General features: G+C 67.4%; 18 protein-coding genes, 2 tRNA genes and 1 other RNA gene. 13 read left to right on the top strand and 8 right to left on the bottom strand.

Annotated elements, in window-relative coordinates:
• Position 1 precedes the first annotated feature (1 nt).
• The 4 genes from DU478_RS18230 to DU478_RS18215 are packed head-to-tail and all read left to right on the top strand — an operon-like array spanning position 2 to position 3,853.
• Positions 2 to 1,309, top strand: a complete 1,308-nt coding sequence (locus DU478_RS18230) for a TRAP transporter large permease (protein WP_114512396.1) — start codon at positions 2 to 4, stop codon at positions 1,307 to 1,309.
• Positions 1,306 to 2,040, top strand: a complete 735-nt coding sequence (locus DU478_RS18225) for a 5-oxoprolinase subunit B family protein (protein WP_114512395.1) — start codon at positions 1,306 to 1,308, stop codon at positions 2,038 to 2,040. The genes DU478_RS18230 and DU478_RS18225 overlap by 4 nt, the downstream gene beginning before the upstream one ends.
• Positions 2,037 to 3,068, top strand: a complete 1,032-nt coding sequence (locus tag DU478_RS18220; RefSeq protein ID WP_114512420.1) for a 5-oxoprolinase subunit C family protein — start codon at positions 2,037 to 2,039, stop codon at positions 3,066 to 3,068. Before DU478_RS18225 ends, DU478_RS18220 begins: the two co-directional genes overlap by 4 nt.
• Positions 3,065 to 3,853: a LamB/YcsF family protein gene (locus DU478_RS18215; RefSeq protein ID WP_114512394.1), complete on the top strand. Its 789-nt coding sequence runs from the start codon at positions 3,065 to 3,067 to the stop codon at positions 3,851 to 3,853. Before DU478_RS18220 ends, DU478_RS18215 begins: the two co-directional genes overlap by 4 nt.
• Here the strand turns inward: DU478_RS18215 and DU478_RS18210 are convergent.
• Both DU478_RS18210 and DU478_RS22980 read right to left on the bottom strand, forming a co-directional pair.
• A complete protein-coding gene (locus tag DU478_RS18210; protein ID WP_114512393.1) occupies positions 3,829 to 5,079 on the bottom strand; it encodes a glycerate kinase type-2 family protein in 1,251 nt (416 codons plus the stop codon). The two genes, DU478_RS18215 and DU478_RS18210, sit on opposite strands and share 25 nt — an antisense overlap.
• Before the next feature lie 200 nt (positions 5,080 to 5,279).
• A tRNA-Tyr gene (locus tag DU478_RS22980) sits at positions 5,280 to 5,363 on the bottom strand.
• A 133-nt stretch (positions 5,364 to 5,496) separates the two neighbouring features.
• On the opposite strand from DU478_RS22980, the gene rlmB reads away from it, so the two are divergent.
• The gene (rlmB, locus tag DU478_RS18205; RefSeq protein ID WP_114512392.1) at positions 5,497 to 6,279 is read left to right on the top strand and encodes a 23S rRNA (guanosine(2251)-2'-O)-methyltransferase RlmB; all 783 of its coding nucleotides are present in this window, start codon (positions 5,497 to 5,499) and stop codon (positions 6,277 to 6,279) included.
• Here the strand turns inward: rlmB and DU478_RS18200 are convergent.
• On the bottom strand, positions 6,276 to 7,202 hold the full coding sequence (locus tag DU478_RS18200) for a hypothetical protein (RefSeq protein ID WP_114512391.1): 927 nt from the start codon (positions 7,200 to 7,202) through the stop codon (positions 6,276 to 6,278). The two genes, rlmB and DU478_RS18200, sit on opposite strands and share 4 nt — an antisense overlap.
• Before the next feature lie 119 nt (positions 7,203 to 7,321).
• On the opposite strand from DU478_RS18200, the gene DU478_RS18195 reads away from it, so the two are divergent.
• The 4 genes from DU478_RS18195 (at position 7,322) to nusB (ending at position 9,926) form a co-directional block, all read left to right on the top strand.
• On the top strand, positions 7,322 to 7,654 hold the full coding sequence (locus DU478_RS18195) for a hypothetical protein (protein WP_114512390.1): 333 nt from the start codon (positions 7,322 to 7,324) through the stop codon (positions 7,652 to 7,654).
• Positions 7,655 to 7,765: 111 nt separating this feature from the next.
• A complete protein-coding gene (gene ribB / locus DU478_RS18190) occupies positions 7,766 to 8,893 on the top strand; it encodes a 3,4-dihydroxy-2-butanone-4-phosphate synthase (protein WP_114512389.1) in 1,128 nt (375 codons plus the stop codon).
• Positions 8,893 to 9,444: a 6,7-dimethyl-8-ribityllumazine synthase gene (locus DU478_RS18185; protein WP_114512388.1), complete on the top strand. Its 552-nt coding sequence runs from the start codon at positions 8,893 to 8,895 to the stop codon at positions 9,442 to 9,444. Before ribB ends, DU478_RS18185 begins: the two co-directional genes overlap by 1 nt.
• Entirely contained in the window at positions 9,441 to 9,926 is a 486-nt protein-coding gene (gene nusB, locus DU478_RS18180; RefSeq protein ID WP_114512387.1) for a transcription antitermination factor NusB, read from the top strand. The genes DU478_RS18185 and nusB overlap by 4 nt, the downstream gene beginning before the upstream one ends.
• A 164-nt stretch (positions 9,927 to 10,090) precedes the next feature.
• Here nusB and DU478_RS18175 read toward each other — a convergent pair whose 3' ends face one another.
• The 3 genes from DU478_RS18175 to ssrS all read right to left on the bottom strand — a co-directional run bounded on the left by DU478_RS18175 (position 10,091) and on the right by ssrS (position 11,690).
• The gene (locus DU478_RS18175; protein ID WP_114512386.1) at positions 10,091 to 10,774 is read right to left on the bottom strand and encodes an anti-sigma factor; all 684 of its coding nucleotides are present in this window, start codon (positions 10,772 to 10,774) and stop codon (positions 10,091 to 10,093) included.
• Positions 10,771 to 11,316 (bottom strand): sigma-70 family RNA polymerase sigma factor, encoded by a 546-nt coding sequence (locus DU478_RS18170; protein ID WP_233501410.1) that lies wholly within the window; start codon positions 11,314 to 11,316, stop codon positions 10,771 to 10,773. Before DU478_RS18170 ends, DU478_RS18175 begins: the two co-directional genes overlap by 4 nt.
• A 218-nt stretch (positions 11,317 to 11,534) precedes the next feature.
• Positions 11,535 to 11,690: non-coding RNA, 6S RNA (gene ssrS / locus DU478_RS23800), on the bottom strand.
• A gap of 227 nt (positions 11,691 to 11,917) precedes the next feature.
• On the opposite strand from ssrS, the gene DU478_RS18165 reads away from it, so the two are divergent.
• The gene (locus DU478_RS18165; protein ID WP_114512385.1) at positions 11,918 to 12,364 is read left to right on the top strand and encodes an MmcB family DNA repair protein; all 447 of its coding nucleotides are present in this window, start codon (positions 11,918 to 11,920) and stop codon (positions 12,362 to 12,364) included.
• Between the two features lie 343 nt (positions 12,365 to 12,707).
• Here the strand turns inward: DU478_RS18165 and DU478_RS18160 are convergent, their stop codons facing one another.
• On the bottom strand, positions 12,708 to 12,899 hold the full coding sequence (locus DU478_RS18160; RefSeq protein ID WP_114512384.1) for a DUF6324 family protein: 192 nt from the start codon (positions 12,897 to 12,899) through the stop codon (positions 12,708 to 12,710).
• A 90-nt stretch (positions 12,900 to 12,989) separates the two neighbouring features.
• Here DU478_RS18160 and DU478_RS18155 point away from each other — a divergent pair, with 90 nt between their 5' ends.
• Together DU478_RS18155 and DU478_RS18150 are read left to right on the top strand one after the other, a co-directional pair.
• A complete protein-coding gene (locus DU478_RS18155; protein WP_114512383.1) occupies positions 12,990 to 13,472 on the top strand; it encodes a GNAT family N-acetyltransferase in 483 nt (160 codons plus the stop codon).
• 53 nt (positions 13,473 to 13,525) lie between these two features.
• A tRNA-His gene (locus DU478_RS18150) sits at positions 13,526 to 13,602 on the top strand.
• Positions 13,603 to 13,625: 23 nt separating this feature from the next.
• Here the strand turns inward: DU478_RS18150 and DU478_RS18145 are convergent.
• Positions 13,626 to 13,937 (bottom strand): DUF6476 family protein, encoded by a 312-nt coding sequence (locus tag DU478_RS18145; protein WP_114512382.1) that lies wholly within the window; start codon positions 13,935 to 13,937, stop codon positions 13,626 to 13,628.
• Here DU478_RS18145 and DU478_RS18140 point away from each other — a divergent pair.
• Entirely contained in the window at positions 13,936 to 14,961 is a 1,026-nt protein-coding gene (locus tag DU478_RS18140; protein ID WP_114512381.1) for an RluA family pseudouridine synthase, read from the top strand. The genes DU478_RS18145 and DU478_RS18140 overlap by 2 nt on opposite strands.
• Positions 14,962 to 15,110 lie beyond the last annotated feature (149 nt).

The raw sequence follows: 15,110 nt of genomic DNA, 5'->3' as shown, positions 1-15,110 counted from the left end.
CATGACCGAGCTTTACGCCATCGTCCTCTTCCTCTTCGTGCTGTTCCTGCTTCTGGGCACCGGCGTCTGGGTGGGCCTCGCGCTCATGGGCGTGGCCTGGGTGGGGATGGAGCTTTTCACCTCGCGGCCCGTGGGTGATGCCATGGTCACGACGATCTGGGCGTCGTCCAGCAGCTGGACGCTCACCGCATTGCCGCTGTTCATCTGGATGGGCGAGATCCTGTTCCGCACGCGCCTGTCCGAGGACATGTTCCGGGGCCTGTCGCCATGGCTCGCGCGGCTTCCGGGCGGGCTGGTGCACACCAACATCGTCGGCTGCACGGTCTTTGCGGCGGTGTCGGGGTCCTCGGCGGCGACGCTCTCGACGGTGGGCAAGATGTCGATCCCGGAGCTGCGCGCGCGCAACTATCCCGAGCGGCTGATCATCGGCACGTTGGCGGGGGCGGCCACCCTGGGCCTGATGATCCCGCCCTCGCTCGCGCTCATCGTCTACGGCGTGACGGTCAACGAATCCATTACCGCGCTGTTCTTTGCGGGCGTGGTGCCCGGGCTGGTGCTGGCGCTGATGTTCATGGGCTACGTCGTGGTCTACTCGGGCGTGTCAAAAAACTGGGCGCCGGTAGTCGAGACCGGCATGAGCTTCGTGGACAAGCTGCGCAACTCGCGCTTCCTGCTGCCGGTGATCTGCCTGATCGTGGTGGTCATCGGGTCGATGTACCTTGGTTTCGCCACCGCGACCGAGGCGGCGGCCTTCGGCGTCATCGGCGCGCTGCTGCTTGCGGCGGGGCAGGGGTCGCTCAGCTGGTCGACCTTTTCCGCATCGCTCATGGGCGCCACCCGCACCAGCGCCATGATCGCGCTGATCCTCGCGGGGGCGGCCTTTCTCAAGCTGTCGATGGGCTTTACCGGCCTGCCGCGGGCGCTGGCGGATCTCATCGCGGACATGGAGCTCAGCCGCTTCCAGCTGCTGATGGCGCTTCTGGTCTTCTACATCGTGCTGGGCATGTTCCTTGATGGGATTTCGTCGGTGGTGCTGACCATGGCGGTGGTCGAACCGATGGTGCGCGAGGCCGGGATCGACCTGATCTGGTTCGGTATCTTCGTCGTGGTGGTGGTCGAGATGGCGCAGATCACGCCGCCCATCGGCTTCAACCTTTTCGTGCTTCAGGGCATGACCGATCACGAAATGGGCTACATCACCCGCGCGGCGCTGCCGATGTTCCTGATCATGATCGTCATGGTCTTCATCCTGATCTGGGTGCCGGATCTGGCGCTGTGGCTGCCCGAGACGATCCGGGACGCGCGATGACCGAAGTCACCTACCCGATCCTGCGCACCGCGGGCATCGACGGGATGCTGGTCACCTTCGGCGGCGCCCTGTCGGAGCCCGCGAACCGCGCCGCGCTGGCGTTCCGCGCGGCGGTCGATGGCGAAGGTTGGGACGGGGTGGAGGAGACCTCGACCTCGCTGGTTTCGACCTTCCTGCGTTTCGATCCGCTGCATCTGGGTCATTCGGACTTGCAAAGCCGCCTGCGGGAGCTTCTTCAAAGCCAGGAGTGGACGCAGGCCGACCTGCCCGAGGGGCGGCGGTTTTTCCGTATCCCCACGGTCTACGGCACTGATATGGCGCCGCAGCTTGACGAGGCGGCCGAGGTGGCGGGGCTCAGCCGCGCCGAGGCGATCCGCACCCTGTCGGAATCGCGCGTGCGGGCGCTGGCCATCGGATTTGCCCCCGGTCAGCCCTACCTGGGCGAACTGCCCGAAGCCTGGGACATCCCGCGCCAGCAGAACCTGACCCCTACGGTACCCAAGGGCGCGCTGGTGGTGGCGATCCGGCAGCTGGTGCTGTTTTCCGTGACCACGCCCACCGGCTGGCGGCACGTGGGCCAGACCGCGTTCCGCCTGTTCCGTCCCGACAGCGACACGCCTTTCGTGCTGCGCCCCGGCGACGAGGTGCAATTCGTCGAAACGCCGCCCGAGCAGATGGCCAACATGGAGAAGGACCCCGATGGCGGCGCGGAATGGGAGAGAATCCCGTGAGCGCCGAGCTGATCGTCCAAGAGGCGGGACCGAGCCTTACCGTGCAGGACCGGGGCCGGACCGGATATCTCGCCATGGGTCTGTCCCGCGGCGGGGCGGCGGACACGCTGGCGCTGGCCGAGGGCGCGGCGCTGTTACGGCAGTCGCCCGATCTAGCGGTCATCGAGATGGCCGGGATGGGCGGGCGGTTCGAGGCAACCGAGGACATCCGCATCGCGCTCACCGGCGCGCCCATGCGGGCCAGCATCGACGGGGCGCCGCTGCGCTGGAACGCCAGCCACCTGTTGCCGCGCGGGGCGGAGCTGAAGATCGGCGCGGTGACACGGGGCGCTTACGGCTACCTGCATCTGGGCGGCGGCGTGGACCTGCCTGAACGGCTGGCCGCGCGGGCGACGCAGATGACCGCCGGGTTGGGGGAACCGCTGGACGCCGGCACGCGGCTGCCGGTGGGCGAGGACCCGCGCGACGACACCGGCTGGCTGCTGCCGGTGGACGACCGCTGCGCCGGCGGGCGGCTGCGCGTGGTGCCCAGCCTGCAGACCGAGCTTTTTCCGAAGGACCAGCTCGACCGCTTTGAAAACGTGGAATTTTCTCGCGATGCCCGCGCCAACCGCATGGGGGTGAAGGTCACGCAGGACGGCCCGGGATTTGCGGTGGACGGGGGTCTCAGCGTGCTGTCGGAGGTGATCCTCCCCGGTGATATCCAGGTCACCGGCGACGGCGCGCCCTTCATCCTGATGGCCGAATGCCAGACCACTGGCGGCTATCCCCGCATCGGCACCGTCATCCCCGCCGATCTACCGCGCGTGGCACAGGCGCCGCAGGGCGCGCCGCTGCGGTTCAGCTTCGTCACGTTGGACGAGGCGGTGGCGGCGCAACGGGCCTATCTGAAACATTGCGCGGCGCTGGGCAAACGCCTGCAGCCGCTGGTGCGCGATCCCGCCGACATCCCCGACCTGCTGTCCTACCAGCTGATCGGCGGCGTCACGGCAGGCCGCGATCTTGACACGGAAAAGGAGAGACCATGAGCGATACCGTCGATCTGAACGCCGACATGGGCGAAAGCTTCGGCCCCTGGGTGATGGGGCAGGACGCAGAGTTGCTCGAAGTCATCACCTCGGCGAATGTCGCCTGTGGCTTTCACGCCAGCGATCCGGACGTGATGGCGCGGACGATGCGGCTGGCGGTGGACCACGGCACCGGCATCGGCGCCCATCCCGGCTTTCCCGATCTGCAGGGGTTCGGCCGCCGCCGGATGGACCTGACCCGCGACAGCCTCCGCAACCTGGTGATGTACCAGCTGGGCGCGGCCCGGGCGATGGCGGCGGCGGCGGGCGGCACGGTACGGCACCTGAAACTGCACGGCGCGCTGGCCAACATGGCCTCTGAGGATGCGGAGATGGCGCGCGCCTGCTACGAGGGCGCGCTGGCGGTCGATCCCGAGATCATCGTCATGGTCCTTGCAGCCACCGCGCAGCAAGAGGCGGTCGAGGCACTGGGCTGCCGCTGGGCCGGAGAGATCTTCGCTGACCGCGCCTATAACGACGACGCGACGCTTGTGGACCGCAGCCTGCCGGGGGCGGTGATCCACGATCCGGAGCTGGCAGGCAAGCGCATGGTCGAGATGGTAAAGGCCGGGGCGATCATCACCGAAAGCGGACAGCACATTCCCGCCGCAGTAGACACGATCTGCCTGCATGGCGACGGCAAGACCGCGCTTGAAATCGCCCGGTCCGTGCGCGATGCGCTGACCGGCGCGGGCGTGGCGCTGAAACGGTTCGCGGGCCGTCAGGGCCGGATCAGCAGCACCTGAACGTCCGCCACGTTGGTGCCGGTCGCTTCGGTCAAGAGCAGGTCGCCGGCGGCCGCGAGCGCGGCATAGCTGTCGTTGTTCTCCAGCAACGCCTGCGCATCCTGCCCGGCGGCGGCGATGCGCGCGGCGGTGCCCGCGTCGACCACACCGCCCGCCGCGTCGGTCGGCCCGTCGCGCCCGTCGGTGCCACCTGAGAGGAACAGCCAGTCCTGTGCGGTTTCGGGCGCCCCGAGCGCCACGCGCAGCGCCATTTCCTGGTTCCGTCCGCCGCGGCCCGAGCCGCGGATGGTGACCGTGGTTTCGCCCCCGAAGAGCAGTGCTGCGGGCGCGTCCACGGGGCCCAGGTTGGCCAGCACCTCTGCCGCGGCCTCGGCCACGTCCCCGACAAGCCGGTCGCTGACGATCTCGGCCGCCCAGCCCGCATCTTCGGCCGCCTTCCGCATCGCTTCGAGGCTCTGGCCGTTCGATCCGATCAGCACATTGGTGGCCTCGGGCAGGGGGGCGCCGTCGGTGGCGGTCTCAAGGTGCCGGCGCGCGGCTTCGGGCAGACGATCCCAGAGACCATGCTCGCGCAGCAGGGCGCGGGCGTCCTCGACGCTGCCGATGGGACCGACCGTGGGGCCGGAGGCGATGGCGCGCAGGTCGTCGCCGATCACGTCCGAAAGGATGAAAGCGGTCACCGGGGCGGGGGCGGCATGATGCAGGAACCCGCCGCCCTTGAGCCGCGACAGGTGCTGGCGGACGAGGTTCATCCGCGTGATATCCAGCCCGCCGGCCAGCAGCAGGCGGTTGACTTCTGCCTTGTCCTCGAGCGTCAGCCCGTCCACCGGCGCAGGCACCAGCGCCGACCCGCCACCCGAAATGAGCGCGATCACCCGGTCCTGCGGCCCGGCCTCCTGCAGCAGCGCGATCACCGCCTCTGCCGCGCGCGCGCCCGCAGCGTCGGGCACCGGGTGCCCGGCGCGCAGGACCTCGGCGCCCTCCACGTCCATCGGGTTCTCGTGATGCGTCACCGCCAGCGCGCGCACCGGCTGGGGCAGGTGGCGCAAGGCTTCGGCCAGCATCCTGGGCGCGGCCTTGCCGATGGCGATGACGTAGGTTGTGCCGCCCTCCAGCGGTGCGAGCTCCGTCATGTGCGGGCGCAGCGCCAAGGCCGGGTCGGCGGCGGCCACGGCCGCATCGAAAAGTTGCCGCGCCGTGTTGCGCAGGCTGTTGGTTTCGGTCATCCGCCCCTCCGCTGTGCGTGCGCAAAGAAGGCACCCGGAAGGGATGGTGTCAAGCAGACCTTCGGCTGTGTGGCGCCCGCACTGGCGATCTATCTGTCGTCAAGATCGCGGTCCGGGCGGGGCACGAGCCCGACGCAGGTCGTGCCCTCGGCTCCGGGACCGATGTGACCGGGATAAGCATCTGACAGAAAAGGGGAAAGTGGTGGGCGACCTAGGAATCGAACCTAGCGTGCGTCTCCGCGAGGGAGTTACAGTCCCCTGCCACACCTTGCGGCCTGTCGCCCACTGGCTGCGCGGACGTCCCGCGCGGCGTGAGGGGGTGATTACAAGCGCCCTTTTGCCTCGTCAACCGGAAAATCCCTTGAAGCGGCGGGTCTGCGCGCGCATGGATAGGCGCGTCGCAAAGAGGGGCGGGACATGGTGAAAAAACCCAAATGGGTGGTCGAGAAAGAGCAGGCGCGCCGCGCCGCCGCCGCCGAAACCGTCTGGCTTTTCGGCCTGCACGCGGTGCGCGATGCGCTGGTCAATCCGCGCCGCGAAAAGCTGCGGCTGGTGGTGACGCAGAACGCCGAGGCAAAGTTGTCGGACGCCATCGCCGCCGCCGGGATCACGCCCGAGATCAGCGACCCGCGCAAGTTCGCTGCCCCTCTCGATCCGCAATCGGTGCACCAGGGCGCGGCGCTCGAAGTCAAGCCGCTGAACTGGGGGCGGCTCGAGGATGTGGCGCTGGGCGACGGCAGCGGTGCGCCGCGCATGGTGCTGCTGGACCGGGTGACCGACCCGCACAACGTCGGCGCCATCCTGCGCTCGGCCGAGGTCTTCGGCGCGCAGGCGGTCGTCGGCACGCTGCACCACTCCGCGCCCGAGACCGGCGCGCTGGCCAAGACCGCGAGCGGCGCGCTGGAGCGCCAACCGTACCTGCGCGAACGCAACCTTGCCGACACTATGGAACGGCTGCGGGCCATGGGCTACCTGCTGCTGGGCCTCGACGGCGAGGCTGAGCAGGACATCGAGGCGGCGCTGACAGGCCGCCGCGACCGGGCGGTGGCGCTGGTTCTGGGGGCCGAGGGGCCGGGCCTGCGGCAAAAGACCAAGGAGACCTGCGACGCGCTGGTGCGCATCGACTTTGCCCGCGATTTCGGCTCGCTCAACGTCAGCAACGCCGCCGCCGTAGCGCTTTACGCCGCGCGCGGGACCTAGACCTGACCCGGCGGCCCGGGATCGGCCAGCGACGGAAAGAACCGACCCTTGACCAGCCAGGCCAGCGCAAAGGCCCAGAGCGCCAGGGTCTCGACGATGAAAGTCGGATTCCAGTCGTCGATCGCGCAAGGGCCGAGGCCCTGGCAGAGCGCGAACTTGCCGCCGATGGCGAGGATCGCGGCAAAGATCGTCACCCCGCAGCACCGGTAGATCAGGTTGCGCAGGCGCTTGCGGCGGATGCGTTCGGGATCGGCGGCGGCGCTGCCGGGGGTGTCGGCATGGTCGCGCGTCTGGTCGCGGGTGAAGACGAAAAGCGCGAAATACCCCAGCGTGGCGAACATCACCGCCGCGCCCACCGCGTGCAGGTCCAGCCCGAAGGGCACCTGCCAGCCGGTCACGGCGATGAAGTCGAAGGCGACCTGCGCCTGCTCCAGCGTCTCGATCCCGCCGTCGGTATAGAAGGGCGTGTCGCCGATCAGGAGGTAGGCGCGCATCACGTCGTTCTGCAACACGCAACCGGACCGCGCGGTGGGCACGAAGGCGATCAGGAAGGCCGCGATCCCGGCAAAGCGGGTGAGCCAGATCTCCCACCATTTGAAATTTGCGTATTCCTCGACCTGGTTCACGGCTAGTTCGCGCCCGGACCCGTCCGGCACGTTGAAGAAGAAGGCCAGCAGCACTCCGATGACGCTGAGCGTCGCGATGAACAGGCTGCCGCTGAGCGGGGCGTAGAAATAGTGGCTGATGGAATCGAGAAACCAGTTCTGTTCGCAGGTCTGCAGGAACAGCCCGGTGCCTGCCACGAGGATCGGCAGCGAAAAGGCCGCTAGGCCCACGCCCAGGTTGACGCGGCGCAGGCTGACGGTAAAGGGCAGGTCGTCCAGGCGTGGACGGTCTCTGGAAGGGCGGGGGGGCTGCGCCATGGGAAATACCTCGTGATCAAAATATCTGGCACAACCATAGCAAGAACGCGGGCGACTGCCTACGGCGGATGCCTTGCCCCTCGCCGCCGCCATGCCAATATTGCGGCAAAGGAGAGCCGATGCACCCGACCAACAAGATCGCCACCTGCTGCTATTGCGGCACCCGCGCCGCGCTGGTTCTGACCGGCGAGGTGCGGCACGAACTGGCCTGCGCCTCTTGCGGCGCGCCGCTGCACGACATGAAGATGATGCCCGGGCCCGAGGCCAGCCATGGCCGCGCCAGCCGCGCCCCCGCCCGGCAGCCGCGGCCCGAGGTCCACGCGACGCCGCTGCCGCTTTGGGAACGCGAGCGCAGCCAGAAGAAAACCCGCAAGAAGAAGAAAAAGAGCAAGAGTCTCGGTCGGAAGTTCCTGAAAGAGGCGTTCGATGTGCTCGACGACATCTTTGACTGACGGCGCGCCAAGGCCGCGCGGGACAGAGTGTCGCGCCGCTACGCGCGTCACGTTCCTCTGGTCAATCGCCGTTGCGTCCTCTATCTGGCGGCCAACAGTCCAGGAGGCTTTATGGCGGAATATGAAACCCCCGGTCCGGTCGAGGATAACTGGAAAGATGCCATCTCTTCGGTCGAAGAGATCATCGAGGACGCGCGCAACGGGCGCATGTTCATCCTGGTCGATCACGAGGACCGAGAGAACGAGGGCGACCTGGTCATCCCCGCGCAATGGGCGACACCGGACGCGGTGAATTTCATGGCCATGTACGGCCGCGGCCTGATCTGCCTCGCGATGCCCGCCAAGCGGATCGAGCAGCTGGGCCTCAGCCTGATGTCGACCAACAATTCCTCGCGCCACGAGACCGCCTTCACCATCTCGATCGAGGCGCGTGAAGGCGTGACCACGGGCATTTCCGCCGCCGACCGGGCGCGGACCATCGCCGTGGCCATCGACGCCTCCAAGGGCGCGCAGGACATCGCCACGCCGGGCCATGTCTTTCCGCTGCGCGCCCGCGAGGGCGGCGTGCTGGTGCGCGCGGGCCATACCGAGGCGGCCGTGGACGTGAGCCGTCTGGCCGGGCTGAACCCCGCCGGGGTGATCTGCGAGATCATGAACGAGGACGGCACCATGGCCCGGCTGCCGGAACTGGTGGCCTTTGCCCAGCGACACGGGCTCAAGATCGGCACGATCAGCGACCTGATTTCCTACCGCCGCCGCAACGACAACCTCGTGCGCGTGCGCAAGGAAGAGGTGGTGGAAAGCGAATTCGGCGGCGACTGGAACATGCGGATCTACACCGACGAAACGCATGGGGACGAGCATATCGTGCTGACCAAGGGCGACCTCTCGGGCGACGACCCGGTGCTGGTGCGAATGCACGCCATGGACCCGATGCTCGACGTGGTGGGGACAGGCCCGAAGGGCCGTGCGGCGGAATTTCACAACGCCATGCTCGAGGTGGCCCGCGAAGGCCGCGGCGTGGTCGTGTTGCTGCGCGACACCTCGATGAAGCTCGACGTGCATGACGAGGTCAGCCCCAAGACCCTGCGCCAATACGGCCTTGGCGCGCAGATCCTGTCGTCGCTGGGCCTGTCGAAACTGGAACTACTGACGAATTCTCCGACGCCACGGATCGTCGGACTCGATGCCTACGGGCTCGAGATCGTCGGCACCCGCAAGATACCGGAGCATGACTGATGGCTTCCAACGAGACCCATTACACGCTGCCGCGGGCGGAATTCGACCGCCCCGTGAAGCTGCTGATCGTGGTGGCGCCCTATTACCGCGACATCGCGGACCAGCTGATCGCAGGCGCCCGCGCCGAGATCGAGGCGGCGGGCGGCACGCATGAGACCGTCGAGGTGCCCGGCGCGCTCGAAGTGCCCACGGCCATCGGCATCGCCGAACGGCTGAGCAATTTCGACGGCTACGTGGCACTGGGCTGCGTGATCCGGGGCGAGACGACCCATTACGAAACGGTGTGCAACGACAGTTCGCGCGGCATCACGTTGCTGGGGTTGCAGGGGCTCTGCATCGGCAACGGCATCCTCACGGTCGAAAACATGGCCCAGGCCCAGGCGCGGGCCGAGCTGGCAGGCCAGAACAAGGGCGGCGGCGCCGCTGCGGCGGCCTTGCATCTGATCGCTTTGGCCCGTAACTGGGGCGGTTCGCGCAAGGGGGTGGGATTCCAGCCCGCACGCGACGAATACCAGATCGCCGGCGGCGGCAAGGATCCAAGCACAGCATGACCGATGCACCCAATGCCCTGTCGGGCAACCAGAAACGCAAGATGAAATCCGCCTCGCGGCTCTATGCCGTGCAGGCGCTGTTCCAGATGGAGCATTCGTCGCACTCGCTCGACCAGGTGCGGCGCGAATTCCTCGATTTCCGCTTTGGCGCGGAGGTCGAAGAGGGCGAAGAGATGATCGACGGCGACATCGACCTCTTTGCCCGGCTGCTGGAAGAGGCGGTGCGCTGGCAGGCGAAGATCGACAAGATGACCGACCGCGCGCTGGTGGCGAAATGGCCCATCGACCGGATCGACCCGACCCTGCGCGCGCTCTTCCGCGCCGCCGGGGCGGAGCTCGTGGCCTTCGACACCCCGCCGAAGGTGGTGATCGTCGAATACGTCGATATCGCCCGGGCGTTCTTTCCCGAGACGAAAGAACCGAAATTCGTCAACGCCGTGCTCGACCACATGGCGCGCGAGGCCCGGCCCGAGGCGTTCTGAGCGGCATCTTTGCCGCTTTGCCGGGAGTCTGGGCTCGGCTTGGGACGCTGGGAAAGTGGGGGGCCAGCCCCCCACACCCCCCGGAGGTTTATTGGCAAGATGAAGCTGGGACGTGGCGCGCAGCGGGTGCCGCGTTTGGCGGATTGCGGTCGGCGCGGCGCTGGTTACAGCGGCGTGATCTCTCCGAGAGCCAGCACGTCACCCGTGGGTGCGCCGGTGGGCGAACCGCCGGTCGGTTCGTCCGAGATCGCCAGCGTCAGGCTGGTCGCCGGGTAGGCCAGCAGCGGGTCGGGCACCTGCACGGAGGCGGTCGGATCTTCGGGCAGCACGCCCAGCGAGACCGGTGCGCTGCCGTCGGGCGGAATGCCCCAGAGCTGGAAGACGCGGCCCGGCGCCGGGTCGCCCGCGGTGCGGGTCAGCTGGATCACATGGGTCGAGGGAATGACCACCGCGAGCACGCGCAAGCTGTCGTCCTCGGCGGCGATCTCGCTCACGAGGCCCGGGGCCAGCGAAGGCTGCATCGCCTGGAAGCCGAGGAAGCCGGCCAGCACCAGCGAGGCGAAGCTGACGCTCTGCCACAGGCCGGCGCGCTGCCAGAAGGAGGGCTTTGAGTCGGTGCCGAACAGACGCTGCATGAGTTCGCGGCGCACTGCGGACCGCGGCTTGACCGGATCGATGTGGATATTCAGCCCGGAGAGGCGGTTGGCCCAGTAGGTCACCCGCTCGGACAGCGTCGGGTCGCCGGCGGCGCGGGCCTCGAAGGCGCGCTCTTCGTCGGCGGGCAGAAGGCGCAGCACGTATTCGGCGGCGCGGATGTCGTCTTCGGGTCCGTCGGTTGTGGCGGTCATCGTTCCATGCACTCCCTCAGGCTGATCAGGCTGCGCCGCAGCCAGGTGCGCATCGTGTTGAGCGGCACGCTGAATATCTCGGCCAGTTCGGCGTAGGTCAGGCCCTGCAGGTAGGCGCCGCGCACGGCGCCGGCCTTGTCGGTGTCAAGTTCGTCGAGGCAGGCGGTGATCCGCGACGCCTCTCCCGCGGCGATGGCCGATTGCTCGGGCGTCGGACCGGTCGAGACCAGACGGTCGGCCATGTCATCCACATCCGCCGTGCTGTCGCGGGTCGCGCGCAGCCGGTCGATGGCGCTGTTGCGCGCGATGGTGATGAGCCATGTCATGGGAGACAATCCGTTCGATGTGTAGCGGTCGGCATGGCGCCAGATCTTCATGTAACTTTCCTGCAAGACGTCTTCGGCGCTGGCCCGGTTGTTCAACACACGCAGGATCACGCCGAAGAGTTTCGCCGATGTCGCATCGTAAAGCTGCGAGAAGGCCTTGCGGTCGCCCAGGGCCACGCGCGCAATCATCTCTTCGATCTCGGAAATCTGGGCCAAATCGTACTCCTCCGGCGTTGAAAGGCGCAGGTTCAGAGGCGCCTGCCGCCAGGAACATGTCCGTTGAAGCCCTTGATAGCGTCATTTTCCGTCAGTTTGAAAACAGATTGTCGCGAGGAGGATCGCAAGGCGCGACTGTCGCCAAGGTGCCGCAGTGGGCGCGCTTTGGGTTCGGCGGCGGCGCTGTCATGCGCCGGGACGGGCCGGAAAGATATGCGGCGGGAACCACCGCAACCGTGTGGTTCTCTCATTCCCGAGGACCTGTATGTACAGGTGGGCGTCAGGTAACCGGACCACGGCCCGGACAGAGCCAACTCCCTCGGAATTGCTTAAGGCCACCGGAATGCAACCGTTCACGAGAAGGGCAGAACCCGCCTGAGCGACAGATAAGACGGAGGTGATCGCCGGGCAAGGGGAGCGGTCGAAAATTGGTGCACGCGATTCATGATCGCGTGGGCGCGCGATACGAGAGACGTCGCCCATCGGGCTTGAACCGATGGCGCCGCAACGGGCAGATCTCTCGTGCTCTCTGAGGTATTTTCAAAAACCGAAGAAGAGGCGGGCCTTGCTTTTGTTCATCTTTTGTTCATAAGATCGGAGCATGAAGGACGTGTTGCAGCCTGGACAGCTTCTGGCCCGCGGGGTGTGCCGCCACCTTGCCAGCCATGGCTTTGCGGTGGTCGAGGAAATGGTGCCGGACCGTGGCAAGCGGGTCGACGTGATGGCCCTGGGTCCCAAGGGCGAGATCTGGGTGGTGGAGTGCAAGTCGAGCCGCGCCGATTTCCTGTCGGACGGGAAGTGGCAGGGATATCTCGACTGGTGCGACCGGTTTTTCTGGGCGGTTGACCAGGAGTTTCCGACCGACCTCTTGCCCGAGGGCACGGGGTTGATCATTGCCGATGCCTATGACGCGGAAATCCTGCGCATGGCACCCGAAGACAAGCTGGCGCCTGCACGGCGTACGGCGATGCTGCGCCGCTTCGCCTTTCACGCGGCCCGAAGGCTGCAGGGTTTGCGGGATCCGGAGGGTCTGATCGGGCTGATCTGAGGCGATCCGTTTCGGCGTCGTGCCGCGCGCGCAGGTGTTCAGTGCCGCAGGAGTATTGGCGAGGCTTTCGCGAGCTGCCCTTGTGGCCGCGGTCGTGCTGGCCGAGGCGGCGCGAAGATCGCTTTTGTCTTGCGTCACGTCGATGACTGGCGGTCGGCGCGATCTGTTGCGACGGCCGCGTCTGAGAAGGTGCGCTAGATTGCGTGTCGGGCGGACGGGCAGCGGCGGTTGGACACTGGGCGTCGGGCGACCGGCAGCCTCGGGAGCGGTGGTCGAGGAAGGAGGCGAAGGCCGGCACCCTGCGCCATTGTCATGCCCGCGCCGTGCCGATGACGGCGCTGCGTCAGCGCGGTTTGACCTTGCGCGCGGCGGCGGCGGCGGCGCGGATTTCCTCGGCGATGTCGTCGGCTTCTTCGGGGTCGAAATCCATCGGGATCTCGATCTTGTCCGCCAGCACGAAGAGCCGCACCATGCCCTGGTCGGTCGGGCCGATCTGGAGGTTGGCCTCGATGTCGCGTTCGGTGTTGATGCCCATGACGTCTCTCCGGCGTGGCTGGTGGATCGCTGCGGTCTACGCAAGGGGCAGGCGCTTTGCAAGCGGGCGCCGATCTGCTTGAGTGCGGCCATGGATATCGTGCTGCGCGACTTCATCCCCGAAGATGTGCCCTGGCTGGTCGACCAGCACGGGACGCATTATGCTCAGGCCGAGGGGTTCGACGCCAGTTTCGGCGCTTTGGTGGCGGAGATCCTCGCGGCCTACCGGCGCGACCGGGACCCGTCCTGCGAGCGGGCCTTCATCGCGCAGCGCGGCGACGAACGGCTGGGCAGCATCTTTTGCGTGCGCCAGGATGCCGAAACCGCCAAGCTGCGGCTGTTCCTGCTGGTGCCCGAGGCGCGCGGGCAGGGTCTGGGGCAGCGGCTGCTTGACGCCTGTATGGATTACGCGCGCGAGACAGGTTATTCGCGCATGGTGCTCTGGACTCACGAGAGCCATAGAGCAGCCTGCGCCCTCTATGCCAAGAACGGCTGGACGCTGGAGGGTGCCAGGCCGGTGCGGTCTTTCGGGGTCGACCTGGTCGAACAGCACTGGTCCATCGGGCTGCGCTAGGCGGGGATTCGGGCTTGCAATGGCCTTCAGACGGCGTTATTTCGCGCCAACGTGCCGACTTAGCTCAGTAGGTTAGAGCGCTTGATTGTGGATCAAGAGGTCCCCCGTTCGAGCCGGGGAGTCGGTACCACCTTTCCTCACATGCCACTCCGCTCACGGCAGGATGTCGATCTCCTGCCGCAGCGCGCCGGTCGCCCGGTCGAAGATCAGGATACGGTCGTCCGTAGTCACGACCGCGTACCAATCGCGGCCTTGCGTGTAGGCGGTGGCCACCGCGCCCGAGGGCAGGGTGATGCTGTCGGGCAGCGGTGCGCTCTGGTCGCGGTAGCGGATGACAATCAGTGTCACGATGACTACAAGCCCGATGATCATCGTGGCGGTCAGGATCGTGACCAGCAGCCGCAGGAATTTCAGGTTGGCCGGTTCTTCGGGGGGTTCCGGAGACGGCGGGGGAGTGTCGGCCATGGCATCCACAGTGTTGCAGGTGACGATCGGGGCGGCACCGCCGCCGCGCCTTGATAAGGCCTTGGCGCGGGATGTGCCAGACGCGGCGGCCCTGTCGCGTACGCGACTGGCCCGGCTCATTGCCGAGGGTCACGTGCTGCGCGGGTCGGAACCGCTGACCGACCCCAAGGCGCGGGTTGCCGAGGGCGAGGTGCTGCGGATCACCGTGCCTGAGGCCGAGGACAGCCATATCGGGCCTGAGGACATCCCGCTCGAAATCGTGTTCGAGGATGCGGATCTGGTGGTGGTCAACAAGCCCGCGGGCATGGTGGTGCATCCGGCGCCGGGCAGTCCGGGGGGCACGCTGGTCAACGCGCTGCTGCATCATTTCGGCGGCGATCTCTCCGGCGTCGGCGGGGCGAAGCGGCCGGGCATCGTGCACCGGATCGACAAGGACACCAGCGGGCTGCTGGTGGTGGCGAAATCCGACCGCGCGCATCACGGCCTTGCGGCGCAGTTCGAGAAACACACCGCGGCGCGGTCCTATCGGGCGCTGTGTTACGGCGTGCCGGACACCGGCGATCCGCGGCTGCGCGGTATCCGCGGTGTGTCGGCGGAGCCGGGAGCGGTGATCTGCGTGACCACGCAGCTGGCGCGGCACAAGACGGACCGGCAGCGGCAGGCGGTGTTCTTTGGCCCCGGGCGCCACGCGGTGACGCGGGCGCGGGTATTGGAGCGCTTCGGCACGCCGCCCGCGCTGGCGCTTCTGGAGTGCCGGCTGGAAACCGGGCGCACGCACCAGATCCGGGTGCACATGGCGCATATCGGCCACGGGCTGGTGGGTGATCCGGTCTATGGCGGGCGGCGCAAGCTCGCTGCGACGGCGGTGTCGACGGATGCGGCAGAGGCCGTTCGGGGTTTCGGCCGGCAGGCGCTGCACGCGGCGGAACTCGGCTTTGCACATCCCGTCAGCGGCGACTGGATGGCTTTCGAGGCCGATCTGCCCGGGGACATGGCCGCATTGCTGGACACCCTGCGCGCTTAGGCGTTCTTGGGGCGCCCGGATGGGACGCACTGCCTCTCCATTCAGCCACGAAACCGTGCGCGCCGCATCTCCGCAGAGCACATGCGCGTGAAAGCACTGACATAGGCAAACATTTCGCCGGCTCATGCGTTAATCTCTTGAGAAGGAAT

The organism is Thalassococcus profundi (genome assembly GCF_003344785.1).
Classification (GTDB): domain Bacteria; phylum Pseudomonadota; class Alphaproteobacteria; order Rhodobacterales; family Rhodobacteraceae; genus Puniceibacterium; species Puniceibacterium profundi.
The sequence above is the reverse complement of the archived record's forward strand: the minus strand, read 5'-3'. Positions and strand labels throughout refer to the sequence as shown.